Annotated in this window: 11 protein-coding genes, 11 tRNA genes and 2 rRNA genes (1 of these 24 cut by a window edge); 2 read left to right on the top strand and 22 right to left on the bottom strand. The window is 45.6% G+C overall.

Going from position 1 to position 17,645, the window contains the following annotated elements:
- The first annotated feature begins 319 nt into the window (after positions 1 to 319).
- Complete coding sequence (locus tag MKY75_RS21590) at positions 320 to 550, top strand: hypothetical protein (protein ID WP_161626990.1); 231 nt, start codon at positions 320 to 322, stop codon at positions 548 to 550.
- 333 nt (positions 551 to 883) lie between these two features.
- On the opposite strand, the gene MKY75_RS21595 is transcribed toward MKY75_RS21590, so the two are convergent.
- Both MKY75_RS21595 and MKY75_RS21600 read right to left on the bottom strand, forming a co-directional pair.
- Positions 884 to 1,246, bottom strand: a complete 363-nt coding sequence (locus MKY75_RS21595) for a TnsA endonuclease N-terminal domain-containing protein (protein ID WP_238438049.1) — start codon at positions 1,244 to 1,246, stop codon at positions 884 to 886.
- 99 nt (positions 1,247 to 1,345) lie between these two features.
- Positions 1,346 to 1,582: a transposase gene (locus MKY75_RS21600; RefSeq protein WP_340886510.1), complete on the bottom strand. Its 237-nt coding sequence runs from the start codon at positions 1,580 to 1,582 to the stop codon at positions 1,346 to 1,348.
- Positions 1,583 to 1,877: 295 nt separating this feature from the next.
- On the opposite strand from MKY75_RS21600, the gene MKY75_RS21605 reads away from it, so the two are divergent.
- Positions 1,878 to 2,156: a helix-turn-helix domain-containing protein gene (locus MKY75_RS21605; RefSeq protein ID WP_165150842.1), complete on the top strand. Its 279-nt coding sequence runs from the start codon at positions 1,878 to 1,880 to the stop codon at positions 2,154 to 2,156.
- Between the two features lie 302 nt (positions 2,157 to 2,458).
- On the opposite strand, the gene glmS is transcribed toward MKY75_RS21605, so the two are convergent.
- The 20 genes from glmS to MKY75_RS21705 all read right to left on the bottom strand — a co-directional run.
- The gene (glmS, locus tag MKY75_RS21610) at positions 2,459 to 4,291 is read right to left on the bottom strand and encodes a glutamine--fructose-6-phosphate transaminase (isomerizing) (protein ID WP_029516807.1); all 1,833 of its coding nucleotides are present in this window, start codon (positions 4,289 to 4,291) and stop codon (positions 2,459 to 2,461) included.
- Between the two features lie 632 nt (positions 4,292 to 4,923).
- The gene (gene glmM / locus MKY75_RS21615; RefSeq protein ID WP_029516808.1) at positions 4,924 to 6,264 is read right to left on the bottom strand and encodes a phosphoglucosamine mutase; all 1,341 of its coding nucleotides are present in this window, start codon (positions 6,262 to 6,264) and stop codon (positions 4,924 to 4,926) included.
- A 59-nt stretch (positions 6,265 to 6,323) separates the two neighbouring features.
- The gene (locus tag MKY75_RS21620) at positions 6,324 to 7,793 is read right to left on the bottom strand and encodes a CdaR family protein (protein WP_340886511.1); all 1,470 of its coding nucleotides are present in this window, start codon (positions 7,791 to 7,793) and stop codon (positions 6,324 to 6,326) included.
- Entirely contained in the window at positions 7,790 to 8,623 is an 834-nt protein-coding gene (gene cdaA / locus MKY75_RS21625) for a diadenylate cyclase CdaA (RefSeq protein WP_013312127.1), read from the bottom strand. The genes MKY75_RS21620 and cdaA overlap by 4 nt, the downstream gene beginning before the upstream one ends.
- 221 nt (positions 8,624 to 8,844) lie before the next feature.
- Positions 8,845 to 9,468 (bottom strand): anti-sigma factor, encoded by a 624-nt coding sequence (locus MKY75_RS21630; protein ID WP_069011562.1) that lies wholly within the window; start codon positions 9,466 to 9,468, stop codon positions 8,845 to 8,847.
- Between the two features lie 150 nt (positions 9,469 to 9,618).
- A complete protein-coding gene (sigW, locus tag MKY75_RS21635) occupies positions 9,619 to 10,185 on the bottom strand; it encodes an RNA polymerase sigma factor SigW (RefSeq protein ID WP_016818747.1) in 567 nt (188 codons plus the stop codon).
- A gap of 191 nt (positions 10,186 to 10,376) precedes the next feature.
- Entirely contained in the window at positions 10,377 to 13,169 is a 2,793-nt protein-coding gene (gene ppc, locus MKY75_RS21640) for a phosphoenolpyruvate carboxylase (RefSeq protein ID WP_029516811.1), read from the bottom strand.
- Between the two features lie 739 nt (positions 13,170 to 13,908).
- Positions 13,909 to 13,979: transfer RNA gene (locus tag MKY75_RS21645), tRNA-Gly, on the bottom strand.
- A 9-nt stretch (positions 13,980 to 13,988) separates the two neighbouring features.
- Positions 13,989 to 14,062: transfer RNA gene (locus tag MKY75_RS21650), tRNA-Pro, on the bottom strand.
- Between the two features lie 20 nt (positions 14,063 to 14,082).
- A tRNA-Arg gene (locus tag MKY75_RS21655) sits at positions 14,083 to 14,159 on the bottom strand.
- Positions 14,160 to 14,164: 5 nt separating this feature from the next.
- Positions 14,165 to 14,239: transfer RNA gene (locus MKY75_RS21660), tRNA-Gly, on the bottom strand.
- A 10-nt stretch (positions 14,240 to 14,249) separates the two neighbouring features.
- Positions 14,250 to 14,330, bottom strand: a tRNA-Leu gene (locus tag MKY75_RS21665).
- 11 nt (positions 14,331 to 14,341) lie between these two features.
- Positions 14,342 to 14,417, bottom strand: a tRNA-Lys gene (locus MKY75_RS21670).
- 4 nt (positions 14,418 to 14,421) lie between these two features.
- Positions 14,422 to 14,496, bottom strand: a tRNA-Gln gene (locus MKY75_RS21675).
- Between the two features lie 55 nt (positions 14,497 to 14,551).
- Positions 14,552 to 14,627: transfer RNA gene (locus MKY75_RS21680), tRNA-Val, on the bottom strand.
- An 11-nt stretch (positions 14,628 to 14,638) separates the two neighbouring features.
- Positions 14,639 to 14,710, bottom strand: a tRNA-Glu gene (locus tag MKY75_RS21685).
- Between the two features lie 11 nt (positions 14,711 to 14,721).
- Positions 14,722 to 14,794: transfer RNA gene (locus MKY75_RS21690), tRNA-Thr, on the bottom strand.
- A 3-nt stretch (positions 14,795 to 14,797) separates the two neighbouring features.
- A tRNA-Asn gene (locus tag MKY75_RS21695) sits at positions 14,798 to 14,873 on the bottom strand.
- Between the two features lie 19 nt (positions 14,874 to 14,892).
- A 5S ribosomal RNA gene (gene rrf, locus MKY75_RS21700) occupies positions 14,893 to 15,009 on the bottom strand.
- A 151-nt stretch (positions 15,010 to 15,160) separates the two neighbouring features.
- Positions 15,161 to 17,645, bottom strand: a 23S ribosomal RNA gene (locus MKY75_RS21705); it runs 441 nt beyond the window's last position.

The following is a 17,645-nucleotide window of genomic DNA, read 5'->3' on the forward strand; positions in this document are numbered from 1 at the left end:
CGCCCGAAGACGGGCTTTGGTTTAACATTGGGTTCGGAATTGGATTTGGGGGTGGACAAGGGATGTTCCTCCCATCGATGTAAGACTTGCTGTAGGGTTCCGGCCGGCCAGCACAAAGTCGGCCGTACCTCCGGATTCGGCACCGGAGCTGCCTTTGTCGAAGCTTATGTTTAAGGATATTGATACACTCTATGTACAATTTGTGTATTCCCCCGCCTGGTGTGGATAAGTAAAGATCCGGCTGCGGGGTAGTGAGCCTTTCCTGGCGATTAGATGTGACGATGGTGCTGCATGAGGCTCAAAGAATGCTCCGTATGGCATGAACGGGACAGCCCTTGGATTGGCGGTGAATTCCAGCTTTTCAAAAATGCTCACGCGCTTCATCTTCCATCGGAATTGGGATAAGGTTGGCTTCATCCTTTCTGGACCTTCTGACGTCATGGAGCAACATATTCTCGACTGTCATTTTCCACAATTGTCGGTCTCCGCATGCCAGCTTGCTGGGTTGCCAGTGGACTGGTCTCTCGCGGCACAGCTTGGACAGGTATAAAAACCATCCAATTCTATTTTCTATCATAATTGGAAGGTTGACCTAGGTAGAATTATATCAAAATTTCCAATAATGTATAGTAAAACTTTAGTTAAATTGGGTCTTCCCAACATAAAGTGTTAATATTTTGCCTAAAAAGAGCGAATGGAGAAGAAACACTGGGAATGGCTTGCCATCAATCGGGGAATTCGACGCGTGTCGACACTGAGGCGGGGTGCCGGCCAATTTGGGAGATCTTCCCTGTATATATTCTCTGCTGGTGCTCCGAATCCTTGCGCTTGCGTCTATTTTCTAAAATAATCATGGATTGTAGAGTAGGCTGTATTAGATGAGTCATATCCAGTACCCACTTGGTAAACCAAATAATTCATCTTGTTCTCTTGTAACTTTCGCAAATGGTTTTTCACTTTGTTGAATAGCATAATAGAGATTATCTTCGAGACTATTTATATGGTGATTTGACAACTTATCGTTGTTTTTAGCATTATGAAGCCATTCGACATTCCTGAATAAATTGTAGTTTATCTGCCTTTCCGTAATAAGTGCCCACTCTATCTTTTGGTCTTTAAAGAACTCTTTTTCAATCTGTAATTTCTCTACAACTCGTTTTGTCAACTTGTTAAAAGGTTTGATAGAATGTGCAATAAATTTTATACTTTTTTCTTGTTTTACTGTAAGTAACATATCTGTAGTCATAATGATGGGAAGCTTATTCTTGGGGTCAGTTGGATGTTTAACTTTTATGCAATATAGAGGGTTTTATCTAGGGGTAATAAAGGAAATTGTTCGCGAATATCAATCACTTGCTCTGACCACTTCCATTTGGCAATGATGTGCCAATTCAAAGTGTTCAGACAGATAATGGTGAAGTCGACCACTTTTCCAACCAAGAATTCGAGTAACTATCCCTATTGAAGGTACATCATGTACCGTCAACCAAGGTTTATATTCCGAAAAGTGGCCTTGACCTCTTCCTTCTTTGATTTTCCGTTGAATAGATGCTATAGAGTTACTTGATCGAATTTTGCTCATTATTCACCTTCTTTTTAGAACTACTAAATCAGAGTAAAGTTCAGTTATCTTTTTCTACTCCTAAGATATATTTTAGTTTTACTTCAAAATACAAATGTAGAATATAACAACTCACAGCTTTATACAATAGCAAAGTAATATTTTTTAGCTATATTTTACTTCGTAGCCTATTCATAGGCTACTCGTAGGGTACAGTAGGGTATGAATAAGCTATAATATGGGCTATAAGTAAGTATAATTAGTAAGCAGATGGGTCGGGTAAAAGCTATTTGATTTTCTCAATAGAGATGAATTCATGAATACTTTGGAACAGCGATGTAAAAATTTGAGACTACTCCATGAATGGATACAAAAGGAAATTTCTAATAAAATCGGGGTAACTAAACAGGTTGTTTCTAATTGGGAGCGAAACGTAGCACGGCCTAAAATTAATCATTTAATATCTTTAGCAAAGGTTTTTGACGTTACAACTGATTATTTACTTTGTATTGCTAATCGAATGACGTTCCCTACTGTGTGGGCTCAATTGATACAGGTGTATCTCCAAAGATTAACCATTCTATATGGGAATTGAAGCTTTCCTTAATTGCTATAATTAAATCAAGAGAGGGTCTATATTTATCTTGCTCCAGCTCACTCAACGTTCCTTGAGAAATTCCAATTATATTTGCAAACTTTATTTGATTTAAGTTGTTGTTTTTCTAATAGTTCGAATTCGTTGGCCTATTGTAGACATAATTGCCCTCCTAAGCTAAAAAGATCCCGATATATCATCGGGATCTTTCTTGATGTTTGTAAAATGACTAGTTCCAGACTTTTTTTACTGGTTCCACACTCTTTTATCACCAGACAATTAATTTAGAATTTTACTAAAGCTTATTCTACGGTAACGCTTTTCGCCAGGTTACGTGGTTTATCAACATCATGACCCAGCGCAAGAGAAGCGTAGTAAGCCAACAGTTGGAGAGATACAACCGAAATTGCAGCAGACAGAATTGGAAGTGTTTTCGGAATGGCAAATACCTGATCCACGGACTTCAACAACTCAACTGCGTGCTCTTCGTACGTAATCGCAAGAACATCTGCACCACGAGCCTTGACTTCCTTAATGTTGCTCACGGTTTTCTCCAACACGGATTCCTGTGTTACCAAAGCGATAACTGGAATTCCCTCTTCGATCAATGCCAGTGTACCATGCTTCAGCTCACCAGCAGCATATGCCTCGGAATGAATGTAGGAGATTTCCTTGAGCTTCAGGGAGCCTTCCTGTACTACAGCATAGTCCTGACCGCGACCAATAAAGAACAGGTGCTTGTGGCTTGCAATTTGCTCAGCATAGGATTTGATCGCATCTGCTTTACCCAGCATCTCTTCCACTTGCTCTGGCAGAGATTCCATAGCAGCCAGCACATGGGCTACTTGCTCATCCGTTTGTGTGCCACGCACTTGAGCGAGATACAAACCAAACAGATAGAACGCAATCAACTGCGAAGAATAGGCTTTAGTCGAGGCTACGGCAATTTCCGGTCCTGCCAGTGTAACCAACACATCATCTGCATCACGAGCGATGGAGCTACCGACTACGTTTGTAATCGCCAGTACATGAGCGCCGTTTGCTTGTGCTTCACGCAGTGCTGCCAACGTGTCAGCAGTTTCACCGGATTGGCTCACCACGATCACCAATGTCTCTGGTGTTACGATAGGTGAACGATAACGATATTCGGAAGCCACATCATTCTCTACCGGTATACGAGCCAGACTTTCAATAACCGTACGGCCAATCAAACCTGCATTGTAAGCTGTACCACACGCAACAATTTGAATGTTGCGGATATTTTTAATTTGTTCTTCTGTCAGCTTCAGTTCAGGAAGAACAACTTTTTTAGTATCTTTATCGATACGGCCCAACATTGTGTCACGATAAGCCTTAGGCTGCTCGTGAATTTCTTTCAGCATGAAATGCTCATAGCCGCCTTTTTCCGCTGTTACAGCATCCCATTCGACATGAATCATTTCCCGAGAAATAAATTGGCCTTCGATTGTCATTAATTCGACAGCATCACTGGTCAAAACAGCCATTTCGCCATCGTTCAAAATAAATACATTGCGTGTATATTTCAGAATAGCCGGAATGTCGGAACCGATAAAGTTCTCGCCTTCTCCCACACCAATAACCAGCGGGCTAGCTTGACGAACAGCAACCAGCTTATTAGGCTCATGCTCTGTCAGCACACCCAGTGCAAAAGCACCGCGCATAAAGGTAATTGCTTTTTGTACTGCTTTAACGATATCCCCTTTATATTCACGCGCAACCAGATGGGAAATAACTTCGGTGTCCGTTTCGGAAATAAAGGTATGACCTTCGCTGATCAGCTGCTCCTTCAGCTCCAGATAATTCTCAATGATTCCGTTGTGAACTACAGAGAACTTTTGGCTCTCATCCAAATGTGGATGGGAGTTTTCATCAGAAGGCTTACCGTGCGTTGCCCAACGTGTATGTCCGATACCTGCATGGCCTACCAACGGCGTACCATCCAGTTTAGCTTCTAGATTCGCCAGACGACCTTTAGCCTTGGCTACTTGCAATCCTGAATCTGTAAACACGGCAATACCCGCAGAGTCATAACCGCGATACTCCAGCTTCTTCAATCCGTCAATCAATACCTCTTGCGTATTCTGATTACCAATATATCCTACAATGCCACACATATTCGTTATCCTCCCGATCATCATTTCACAAGACGACTCATCACAGGACTAACGTGTGCGGTAGATTGTGGAATAAAGTTCATTCATCTATGAAGTTGTCAATGATAACTATAGAATTTACAGGCATCTCTTCACGAATGTAACGAAATTCCCAAACCGCGCACGCCAATGATGATGGCCGCACATTCATGAAATGAATCTTATAATTTAGGTTATAAAACAATAAAGGCATCTACCGGTGCGTTGTGTAAACAGTTGCCTGTTCATTTTCCGCTGCCGGTTTACGGCTTGATGCTTCACCGGAAGGTCCCCGCCGAATGTTTCGAACACCTTCACCTCGTCAGCTTGTTTTGTCGTGAACCGATCTGCAAGCAACTTTATTTCAACTGAATCCGTTGCTTCTCCACCAAGTTCCCCCGCACAAAATCAAGCTCTGGCGCTTGTATTACGTTACCTTACAACCCTCGCTTTCTCTATCTGAGTCACAGCATCCCTATATTATATTCAGCTAAGTATCATTTGGCAATGACACTTTATTCATAATTACACCATGAAGGCAATAAATCGCTAGTAAATAACCGCAAACGCCGTTGCCTGCTTCTTTTTCACAGGCAACCGACGTTTACAAAATTTTAAACTAATTCTTTCTTCACGACATCTACGATCTGACCGACAAATTGCTCCAGCTCATCTTTATCCGGGCCTTCGGCCATCACACGAATGAGCGATTCTGTGCCTGAAGCACGAACCAGTACACGCCCATTATCGCCCAATTGTTGTTCCACCTGCTCAATTGCTTCTGCAATAGCAGGATTCCCCTCGTAATTGCGTTTGTCCTGCACACGCACATTTACGAGCACTTGCGGATACTGTTTCATGAGCGACTTTAGCTCACTCATTTTCTTGCCGGAAGCTTTCAAGGTATCTACCAGCTGAATCCCAGTCAGCATGCCATCGCCTGTCGTATTGTGATCCAGGAAAATAACATGACCAGACTGCTCACCGCCCAGATTAAATCCACCCCGACGCATTTCTTCCATCACATAACGGTCCCCGACCGCAGTTTTTGCAGTCTTGAGTGCCAGCTTTTCAGTAGCTTTATAAAAACCGATATTACTCATCACTGTCGATACAATAGTGCTGTCCTTGAGTTTTCCTGCGCGGTTCATTGCATCTCCGCAAATGCAGAGAATATAGTCGCCGTCTACCTCTTCCCCGTTCTCATCAATTGCGATCAGACGGTCGGCATCGCCGTCAAAGGCCAGACCAATATCCGCTTTCAAGCGGCGCACTTCCTCTTTCAGCTTTTCAGGATGAGTCGAGCCGCAATGATCATTGATGTTCAAACCGTTAGGCTCGGCACCGATGGTGTGCACCTCAGCTCCCAATTCTGCAAAAAGCTTCGGCGCCAGCTCATAAGCTGCTCCGTTTGCACAATCCAGTACAATTTTTATTCCTTCAAAAGAATGGCTAATTGTTGTTTTCAAGAACTCCAGATAATCGTAACGGGAATGCTCGTCTACAACAACCGTTCCCAATCCGCCGCCAATCGGACGAGGCAGTTGGTCTTCTTTTGCATCCATGAGCTCTTCAATTTTCAATTCCGTTTCGTCTGTCAATTTAAAACCGTCACCGCCAAAAAACTTAATGCCGTTATCTTCAACTGGATTGTGTGATGCTGAGATCATTACACCAGCGTCAGCTTTCAATTGACGTGTGAGATATGCCACCCCAGGCGTCGAAACAATACCTAGGCGAACCACATTAGCTCCAATGGACAGCAAACCGGCTACAAGAGCCGATTCCAGCATCAGACCGGATATCCGTGTATCCATACCAATAACAACTGTCGGTTTCTCTACATTACCTGCTAAAACATATCCGCCGCAGCGGCCAATGCTATATGCCAGTTCGGCTGTAAGTTCCTGATTAGCAACGCCTCGTACACCATCTGTACCAAAATATTTCCCCATGTAAAATGACTCCCTTTTTTGTCTAATAAATCATGATTATTTACTACAGATAAAACATGTTATGGCTGACTGTTCTCCGGGGTTCCATTCGCAGAAGAATCTGCGCCGTTATGAGGATTTGTTTTATCCTCCGCAGCTGCGTTGTCCCCGGTCTTAGCGTCAGAGTTTCCACTTTGATTGCCTTGCCCCTCCTGTGGCCTCTCCTGCCCCTTTTCGCCACTACCAGAGGGGTTTGATTCATTCTCACTATTAGGATTCGTTACAGCAGGCGTAGAAGGGCTCTCAATGTTGATCGTTGCCTTTAGTTGGCCAGCATTTCCGGCTTGCGTAATATATTTAGGCAAGCCTACTTTCAGAGTAACCTCGTGTTGACCAGCCGCGAGGCCACTTACATCTGCCACCAAACTAATATCATCATTGGTTAAATTGTTTACCAGATCCTGCGGGCCCTTCACAGTAACATCCATCGTCTTGCCTGCGGGCGCTGTAACAGTCGCAGTCGCTCCATCTCCTGCACCTTGTAAAACGATTGGGATGCCTGACAGCGTCCGTTCCGTATCTGTGACTTCATTGGAAGGAACAACAGTCACCTGAATTTGTATGGACCCTGGCTCGATTTTATCAGAACCTGAGGGGGCTGCCAAATTAGCTTGAACTGTACGAGTCCCCGCTTCCGTAAATTGGCTTAAATCCAATGTAGCCGTGACGTAAGAGCTAAGGCTGCTCAATACATCCTGCGATGCATACACCGCCGCTTCCTTCACGTTTGCATTCACTTTAGAAAGCACCAGTCCGTCTGGCAACTCTCCGGAATAGACAATCTTAACAGGCACAGACTTCGCCTGCTGAGTTACCGGAATTTCAACGGACACAGTAGACGGCTCAATAACCGCTCCCGTAAGTTCCTGTCCCTTTTTATTATAAGCCTTCAGTTTTACACGCTTCTGTTCAAACTTTTCTGAGATGCCATCCGTATTAACAGCCCCCTGAACGGCAGTGACGGTACTCAACTGGCTTTTGGGCAAGGTGACCTTTACGGTCTGAGGAGCAATCACAGGCTTACCAAGCTGCAGTCCCGCATCTGGGTTTCCTTTAGGAACTATAGATACATTAAATGATTTCGTTTGTTTTTCCTCAATCGTCACTGTAACACGGTTAGGAGTCATAGATACCAACTCCACTCCATCCGGCAAGTCCGGTTCGAGTGACAATGTTTTAGTACCTGCTCCTAAGCCGTTTAAGTTTAGCTTTGCTTGATAATTATCCGCAAAAAAGGAAGTCAACACAGAACGCTGTCCTCTGACCTCCATCTTAACATGGTCAGTATCCATGGTTGACAATACATATTTTGAATCATCCAGACCACTGGCCTGAATGGCTACATTATCAATCACTTTATTATTATAAGAAACGGTCAGCGTAGATGAAGGTGTACCTGTATCTAGATGGACCATTCCCCACAGCAGGACAGCAACCGCAAGCGCCAATATCTTGGAAATCGTATTATTGTTAATCCATTTGTCCATCATGAATTTCCACGGCCTCCCCTCCGATTCCAGAATGAGCCGCGTTTTTCCTTCAAAGACGGTGTTGGCCGCAACTCCTCATACAGCTTGGAGATTAGGGATTCTTCCTTAATGTCGCGCACGACCTGTCCATTAATGGCCAAAGAAATTTGTCCTGTTTCCTCCGATACCACGACAGTTACGGCATCCGTTACCTCACTCACCCCAATCGCAGCCCGGTGACGGGTTCCCAGCTCCTTGCTAATGAACGGATTTTCCGATAATGGCAAATAACAGGCCGCAGAAGCAATCTGTTTATTTTGAATAATCACCGCACCATCATGCAGAGGTGTATTAGGAATGAAGATGTTAATTAGCAGTTCAGAACTGACTACGGCCTGTGTCTTGATACCAGACTCCGTATATTCGTTTAGCCCTGTCTCGCGCTCAAATACGACCAAAGCTCCTATTTTCCTACGTGATAAATAATTCAGTGCCTTAATCATTTCTCCGATTAACTTGTTAATCTCTTCATCATCCGCAGACGAACGCCCAAATAATTTGCCACGCCCCAATTGCTCCAGTGCACGACGCAACTCAGGCTGAAAAATAATAAAGATAGCCACCACACCAAAGGTGAACATCTGATTCATCAACCACTTGAGCGTATACAAATCAAACCAGGTGCTAACCGCCCAAATGACAACCAGAAACAGAATCCCTTTCAACAATTGAACTGCACGCGTTCCGCGAACAAGCAAAATAAGCTGATACATAATATAGGTTACGATCAAAATGTCGATAATATCTTTAATGGACTCTTTCCAAGTCAGGTCCGCAAAATAATCCAACATGCGCATGCCCCCGCAATTTTCTGTAGTGAGTGGGTGTAATATGTACACAGTGTGCTCTCTCTATCTAGGTTATAACGATCAGGCTCACGTTGCAAGCTGTGTGACAAAAGAACCGCCAAAATCAGTAAAATACAGTACAATTCGCCAGCTTCATATACAAAAAAACGCCTTTTCCAGCGGAAAGAGGCGCTCGATATCGTCCTTGCCATTTCAAGCTTCTTTTATGGAGAAGAAGGTCCCCCGAATAAATCAGTAACCTTGTACCAAATCCAATCCAAGGTTTGATCAATACTTTTAACCTGTCCTGCAATATGGGCGGTGGACGCTTGATAATAAGAACCATCAATTACAGTGACATTTCCTTCCACTTCACCGTATACACGGGCTTCACCATTTTGCACTGTTAAATCTCCGGCAATGGATTTCCCCTCAGGCACAATCACAGTATCGCCCTGAATAACAACTTGATCCAGATGACTTCCTTTGACTACCAATTGATGGTCCGTGCCAGAAAAGCTGGCCATGCTTGAGCATATAACAATAAGGAAGAAGGCGGCGGCTGTTACAGCGGGATGCCTTTTCACCCAGGTCAGCATAGGCACCGCAGTCTGTCTTTTATGCGGCGGCAAAGCATTCATAATGCGAAATGTCAGCTCATCCGATACACACGGCACTTGATGATAGCGTGTACCGTAAAGCATCGCATCCGTCCGCTCCAGCTCTTTAAAACGCATGCGGCATTCCGGGCAGTCTAACAAGTGCTGTTCCAACTCATGTTTGTCCTGCTCAGACAGGTCGCCATCTAGATAGTCATGCATAAAAGAGACGGCTTGTTTGCAATCCATATGAGCCAATCCTTTCTAATATTCTTCCGTGTTTCTCAACATAACATGCTCCGGCTTAGAAACTTTGCTCATCTTACATACGTTACAACGAGCATTATGTTTCATAAAAACATCTACGCAGACTCTTTTCCTAGAATCTATGCGCATGATCTATAGCTTGTGCTCCAGTTTTTTGCGCAGAAAATCCCGTCCCCTGTGTACTCTTGTCTTAATAGTGGTGACTGGGAGATTGAGCACATCGCTGATTTCCTGTAAGGAAAGCTCCTGCAAGTACCGTAAAACCATAATCGTTCTGTATTTATCCGGAAGGCTGTCGATGGCGTCATGAATCAAGGCCTGTGTTTCAGACAGAAGCGTGCTCCCCTCAGGGGTAAGCTCTTCACTGGCGAGCATGGCGTACCCATCGACACCTTCCTGATCATTCATTTCAGCATCAAGTGAGTATGTAGGTTTTCTCCTTCGCAGACGATCAATGCACAGATTTGTAGCAATTCGATAAATCCAAGTTGAGAATTTCTGTCCATGATCGTATTTTTCCAAATTACGATACACACGCAAAAAAGTTTCCTGCACCAGATCCTCCGCCTCATGGCGATTACCTAGCATCCGGTAGGAAAGATGAAAAATCCGATCTTTATATAACTCGACTAACTCCGCAAAAGCTCGCTGATCGCCTTTCTGTACCAGCCTTACCAAGCGGCTTTCCATATTATCCACTCTATACTCCCCCAGACTTGCTGATGGGTTACTTATTATATGTTTATGATTATTCATCGTAGTTTAATTTTATCCGGAAATCAACTGTAGTATTGTTACTAACTGCAAGCACGCCAGCCTTCAATATACAAACAGCACAATCGGGTACCCCATGAGTACCCGATTGCCTGTATTCGTACAACCGCACTATATCAGCCCGTATTTCTCAAGCCTGCGGCAATTCCGTTAATCGTCAACAATACCTCACGTAGCATCTCCGTATCATCACCGTTCTGATCCCGCAACTCCCGTAGCTCACTTAGCAATTGAACCTGCAAGTAACTTAACGGATCGACATAAGGATTACGCAAGCGGATAGATTCCTGAATAACCGGCACGTCGTCCAAAATCTCGGATTGTCCGGTTATTTTCAAAATCAACTCAGATGTCAGCTTAAACTCCGCTGAAATCTGCCCGAAAATACGCTGCCGGGCCTCTTCATTATCCGACATCCCAGCGTACTCTTCTGCAATCAGTAAATCCGCTTTAGCGATTGCCATTTGCAGTGTATCAATAAGTGACCGGAAGAAAGCAGAGTCCCTAAACATCGTTTGCAGCACTTTAAGGTTATCCTCATTGTTTTGATAGAAGCTTTGCAAACCTGTTCCAGCCGCATACCATGCAGGTAACAAGTAACGGCTTTGTGTCCATGCAAAAACCCATGGAATGGCGCGCAAGTCCTCAAAACGTTCGCTGTTCTTACGCTTGGACGGACGAGATCCAATGTTGAGCTCGCCCACCTCAGGCAACGGTGTAGATTCTTTGAAGAAGTTGAAGAAATCTGGATCTCGGAAAATCAAATCCTGATACTTATCCAGTGATACTTGGGAAATGCGGGCGATAATCTCCTCCCAGCTCTCCTCAAACACTTCCTTCTTCCCGGAACGATGATATGCTACAGCCGTAATCAGCGCCGATGTTGCCTGCTCCAAGCTCCGGTACGCGATACCTCTGAGCGAGTATCGGGATGATAGTACTTCACCTTGCTCCGTAATCTTGATTCCGCCTCCAATCGTATGAGGAGGTTGAGCCAAAATACTGCGATTAAGTGGCATTCCTCCACGACCCAGCGCACCTCCACGACCGTGGAAAAACTTCACTTTTACGCCAAACTCATTAACTACTTCCGTAATGCTGTTCATAGCGACCCGAAGTTCCCAGTTCGCTGTAACCACACCGCCATCTTTATTGCTGTCCGAGTATCCCAGCATAATCTCCTGAAGCTGGTCCATCGCAGCCACAGATTGTCGATATACAGGCAAGTTCATCAATCTTCTCATAATATCAGGTGCAGCGTGCAGATCATCTATCGTTTCGAACAAAGGGACAGATTGCAGCGTACAGATAACAGTGCCATCCTTCTCGATGCGGAACAGGCCTACCTCTTTGGATAAGACCATAACCTCCAGTAAGTCACTAGCTCCCTGAGTCATACTGATCAAGTAGCTTGTAATGGACTGCTTGCCGAATTCCTCCTGAGCCAAATAAATCGTACGATATACATCAAGACATTCCTGTGTGCTATCGCTATATTTTAAATAAGGTGAAGTAATCGGACGAGGTTCATTCAGCAGCTTTTCCAGCAGATTAATTTTTTCTTCTTCTGACAGCTTACTGTAATCCGACACAATATTCATTTTAGAAAGAATTTCAGTCATCGCATTTTCATGTTCCTGACTATGCTGACGGACATCCAGCGTAGCTGTATGGAATCCAAACAACTCTACCTGGCGAATCATCTTTTGAATATACGTGTTTGCCACATAATCGGCAAAATGATGACGCAGACTGTGGTCAATAACATTTAGGTCTGCAATGAGCTCTTCCGCAGAATTGTAACGCTCATTGGTACCCTGTTTGCTTTCATCCAGGATGTTGTTCACTTTAGCAATCATATATGCCAGTTTAATGCGGTAAGGCTCTTTTTCGTTATGCCATACTTCCATCTTTTTAAGTGTAATGTGAGTACGGTCTTCTTCAATAGAAGCCAGCAGAGCATCGGAAACTCGCACAATGCTGGTGCTGAAACTCAAGTAACCCATGAGTTCCTTTAACGTGTGCTGATATTCTCTCAAAGCCAACTTGCGCTGCATACGTAACGTTTCCCAAGTCACATGAGATGTCACAGACGGATTGCCGTCCCGGTCTCCACCGATCCAGGAACCAAATCTCAGATAAGTGGGTATGTGCCATTTTTGTTCGGGATAATATTTGTCTAAACATCGTTCCAATTCTTGATATACATCTGGCAGTACATGAAACAAGGTCTCGTGAAAATAATACATTCCATTTCTTACTTCATCTAATACAGTTGGCTTGCGATCACGCAGCTCATCTGTCTGCCACAGCGTAATTACTTCGTTTAGCAGATTCTCCCGTACCTGTTCCCGCTCACGCAAGGTAAGCATCGGATTATCCAGCAGCATGACGTCCTCGGAAATGCGCTTATGGATATCAAGTATTACTCGTCGTGTCGCTTCTGTAGGATGTGCGGTCATGACCAGCTCCAAAGAGAGCTCATTCAGCAAGTTACTAACGTCCTCAGCGGAGAAGCCCCCTTGTTTAAGCTCCTGAACGGAACTTTCAATGGAACCAGGTTGAACATCTTCACCAGCCGAATGCTCATAATCCCGCTTACGACGAATACGATGGTTTTGCTCAGCGATATTCACCAACTGAAAATAAATCGCAAACGCGCGAATAACCTGGTGACGAATATCCGTATCCAGTCCGCTGACCATTTGTTTGAAATTCTCATACAACTCCGGCTGATACCCGGCACGTAACGATTTACTTGTCTCACGTATTTTCTCCACGATATCCAAAAGTTCGTTGCCACCCTGATGAACCAATACCTCACCAAGAATATTCCCTAGAAAACGAACGTCCCGCCGCAGCAGATTGTTGGATTGGTTTTTGTTAGCGGTTAACGTAAGCTCAGTCATGCTTTTCCCCCCATCTGATCTGTTCCACACCATATACAGTTGTAGAAAAGGTACGTATACACACGAAATTTGACACTTTCTTAACATCATACAATAAAACCGCATGAAAAGCTGCAAAATTTACAGTAAAAAATCATCTTTTTGAATTACTTCTTTCGAGAAAATATTGGATTCTTATAAATAAATATGAAATTAATAAATAGAAATTAATGTATACACTAGTGATACGTGAAACATTATGCACAGTCTCTTATAAAGAGTGTGTTTTTAAAGGTACAAATTCATGCAACGTAGTGTGTATATGTTTATTATTTGTTGACAAAGTCAACTCCATTAGCCTTCTATCCACAAAGATATACACAAATTAGCCATTTTCTCAGTGTTTCTAAGGTATTTCCTCATTAACACTCCGATTTTTACCCACATAAATAAAGGGAAATGTGCACAACCCAAGAGCAACTGTTGAGTTATCACCATAAATTCGCACCATAATAGCTATAGGATTCCTATATTTAAAGGATTTGATCACGAAATTAGCCTTACTGCAGGAGAAAGGGGTACGTTAGAGGAGGAAATTCGAGATCTAGGTGTCAAAAGTAACAAGAGCCTATGTACAATATACACAAGTCATCCCCAACTGTGCATGACAGGAGACATATTTGCATTGGCCTATATACATAGAAGTAAATGTAATGTGGACAAAATAAAAAGAAGCCTTTCGGCTTCTAGGTAATCGGTAAGCGGGTGATGGGAATCGAACCCACGCTATCAGCTTGGAAGGCTGAAGTTCTACCATTGAACTACACCCGCAAATTAGTATCGGGATGACACGATTTGAACATGCGACCCCCTGGTCCCAAACCAGGTGCTCTACCAAGCTGAGCTACATCCCGATATTATACTTTTTTAAATATGGCGCGCCCTGAGAGATTCGAACTCCCGGCCTTTTGATTCGTAGTCAAACGCTCTATCCAGCTGAGCTAAGGGCGCAAATATGGAGCGGACGACGGGAATCGAACCCGCGACCCTCGCCTTGGCAAGGCGATGCTCTACCGCTGAGCCACGTCCGCAAAAACAATATGCGCGTGGAGGGACTTGAACCCCCACGTCAAAGACGCTAGATCCTAAGTCTAGTGCGTCTGCCAATTCCGCCACACGCGCATGTAATACAATGGTGAGCCATGAAGGACTCGAACCTTCGACACCCTGATTAAAAGTCAGGTGCTCTACCAACTGAGCTAATGGCTCTTAATGGCTGGGGATATAGGATTTGAACCTATGCATGACGGAGTCAAAGTCCGTTGCCTTACCGCTTGGCTAATCCCCAATATGCATATGATTCACAATTCCCCAAGATTTCATCCAGGTAAGAGAATGAAAAATGGTGGAGGCTGAGGGGCTCGAACCCCCGACCCTCTGCTTGTAAGGCAGATGCTCTCCCAGCTGAGCTAAGCCTCCATAATATCCTATGACCCGTAGGGGATTCGAACCCCTGTTACCTCCGTGAAAGGGAGGTGTCTTAACCCCTTGACCAACGGGCCATCCTATAACAAGCTCTCAACCGGGTTCGAACCGGTGACCTCATCCTTACCATGGATGCACTCTACCTGCTGAGCTATGAGAGCAAGTGGCTCCCCGAACAGGACTCGAACCTGTGACAACTCGATTAACAGTCGAGTGCTCTACCAACTGAGCTATCAGGGAATAATAATCATAAAGTTCTGCTTGGCGACGTCCTACTCTCCCAGGACCCTGCGGTCCAAGTACCATCGGCGCTGGAGGGCTTAACGGTCGTGTTCGGGATGGGTACGTGTGGAACCCCTCCGCTATCGCCACCAAACATGAATTTGCTACGCAAATTCTTCCGTAAGGTTATTCGCTTCATCACTTATCGTGTGAATGAATAGCCATGCGCTTGTCGTATGTCACTTGTACATACGTTCAAGGTTACACCCTGAAAACTGGATCCGAAACTTATTTGCGTTTTATCTTAGGATAAGCCCTCGACCGATTAGTATTGGTCAGCTCCATGCATTACTGCACTTCCACCCCCAACCTATCTACCTCGTCGTCTTCAAGGGGTCTTACATACTGGGAAATCTCATCTTGAGGGGGGCTTCACGCTTAGATGCTTTCAGCGCTTATCCCTTCCGTACATAGCTACCCAGCGGTGCTCCTGGCGGAACAACTGGTACACCAGCGGTACGTCCATCCCGGTCCTCTCGTACTAAGGACAGCTCCTCTCAAATTTCCTACGCCCACGACAGATAGGGACCGAACTGTCTCACGACGTTCTGAACCCAGCTCGCGTACCGCTTTAATGGGCGAACAGCCCAACCCTTGGGACCTACTTCAGCCCCAGGATGCGATGAGCCGACATCGAGGTGCCAAACCTCCCCGTCGATGTGGACTCTTGGGGGAGATAAGCCTGTTATCCCCAGGGTAGCTTTTATCCGTTGAGCGATGGCCCTTCCATGCGGTACCACCGGATCACTAAGCCCGACTTTCGTCCCTGCTCGACTTGTAGGTCTCGCAGTCAAGCTCCCTTCTGCCTTTGCACTCTTCGAATGATTTCCAACCATTCTGAGGGAACCTTGGGGCGCCTCCGTTACTCTTTAGGAGGCGACCGCCCCAGTCAAACTGCCCACCTGACACTGTCCTCGCACCGGTTTACGGTACCAAGTTAGAACCTAGATACGATCAGGGTGGTATCCCAAGGATGCCTCCCTTCAAGCTGGCGCTCAAAGTTCGACGGCTCCCACCTATCCTGTACAGATCGTACCCAAATTCAATATCAAGCTGCAGTAAAGCTCCATGGGGTCTTTCCGTCTTGTCGCGGGTAACCTGCATCTTCACAGGTATTAAAATTTCACCGGATCTCTCGTTGAGACAGCGCCCAAGTCGTTACGCCATTCGTGCGGGTCAGAATTTACCTGACAAGGAATTTCGCTACCTTAGGACCGTTATAGTTACGGCCGCCGTTTACTGGGGCTTCGGTTCATAGCTTCGCCCGAAGGCTTACCACTCCCCTTAACCTTCCAGCACCGGGCAGGCGTCAGCCCGTATACTTCGCCTTGCGGCTTCGCACAGACCTGTGTTTTTGCTAAACAGTCGCTTGGGCCTTTTCACTGCGGCCCCCTCGGGCTATTCACCCTACCGAGGCACCCCTTCTCCCGAAGTTACGGGGTCATTTTGCCGAGTTCCTTAACGAGAGTTCTTCCGCGCGCCTTAGAATTCTCTTCTCGCCTACCTGTGTCGGTTTGCGGTACGGGCACCTTCTCCTGGCTAGAGGCTTTTCTTGGCAGTCTGAGATCATGACCTTCGCTACTATAATTTTCGCTCCCCATCACAGCCCAGCCTTAACGATGTGCGGATTTGCCTACACACCAGCCTCACTGCTTAGACGGACATCCATCAGTCCGCGTCACTACCCTACTGCGTCACCCCATCGCTCATAGCGGATTACGGTGGTACAGGAATTTCGACCTGTTGTCCTTCGACTACGCCTATCGGCCTCGCCTTAGGTCCCGACTTACCCTGAGCGGACGAACCTTCCTCAGGAACCCTTAGGCTTTCGGCGGATCTGATTCTCACAGATCTTTTCGTTACTCATACCGGCATTCTCACTTGAATGCAGTCCAGCGCTCCTTACGGTACACCTTCAACCCGCATTCAACGCTCCCCTACCCCTGATGCAAGCATCAAGCCATAGCTTCGGTGGTGTGTTTAGCCCCGTTACATTTTCGGCGCAGAGTCACTCGACCAGTGAGCTATTACGCACTCTTTCAATGGTGGCTGCTTCTAAGCCAACATCCTGGTTGTCTGTGCAACTCCACATCCTTTCCCACTTAACACACACTTGGGGACCTTAGCTGATGGTCTGGGCTGTTTCCCTTTCGACAATGGATCTTAGCACTCACTGTCTGACTCCCGGAACTAAATCTATGGCATTCGGAGTTTGACTGAGCTTGGTAACCCTTGCGGGCCCCGCACCCAATCAGTGCTCTACCTCCACGATTCTTCTTTCCGAGGCTAGCCCTAAAGCTATTTCGGGGAGAACCAGCTATCTCCGGGTTCGATTGGAATTTCTCCGCTACCCCCACCTCATCCCCGCATTTTTCAACATGCGTGGGTTCGGGCCTCCAGTGCGTGTTACCGCACCTTCACCCTGGACAGGGGTAGATCACCCGGTTTCGGGTCTACGTCCACGTACTCATTCGCCCTATTCAGACTCGCTTTCGCTGCGGCTTCAGCTCTTCACCTTAACCTTGCACGGGAACGTAACTCGCCGGTTCATTCTACAAAAGGCACGCCATCACCCCTAGATCGGGCTCTGACTTCTTGTAAGCACACGGTTTCAGGATCTATTTCACTCCCCTTCCGGGGTGCTTTTCACCTTTCCCTCACGGTACTGCTTCACTATCGGTCGCCAGGGAGTATTTAGCCTTGGCAGATGGTCCTGCCGGATTCATACGG

This window comes from Paenibacillus sp. FSL L8-0663 (assembly GCF_038008125.1).
In the GTDB taxonomy this organism is placed as follows: Bacteria; Bacillota; Bacilli; order Paenibacillales; family Paenibacillaceae; genus Paenibacillus; species Paenibacillus polymyxa_D.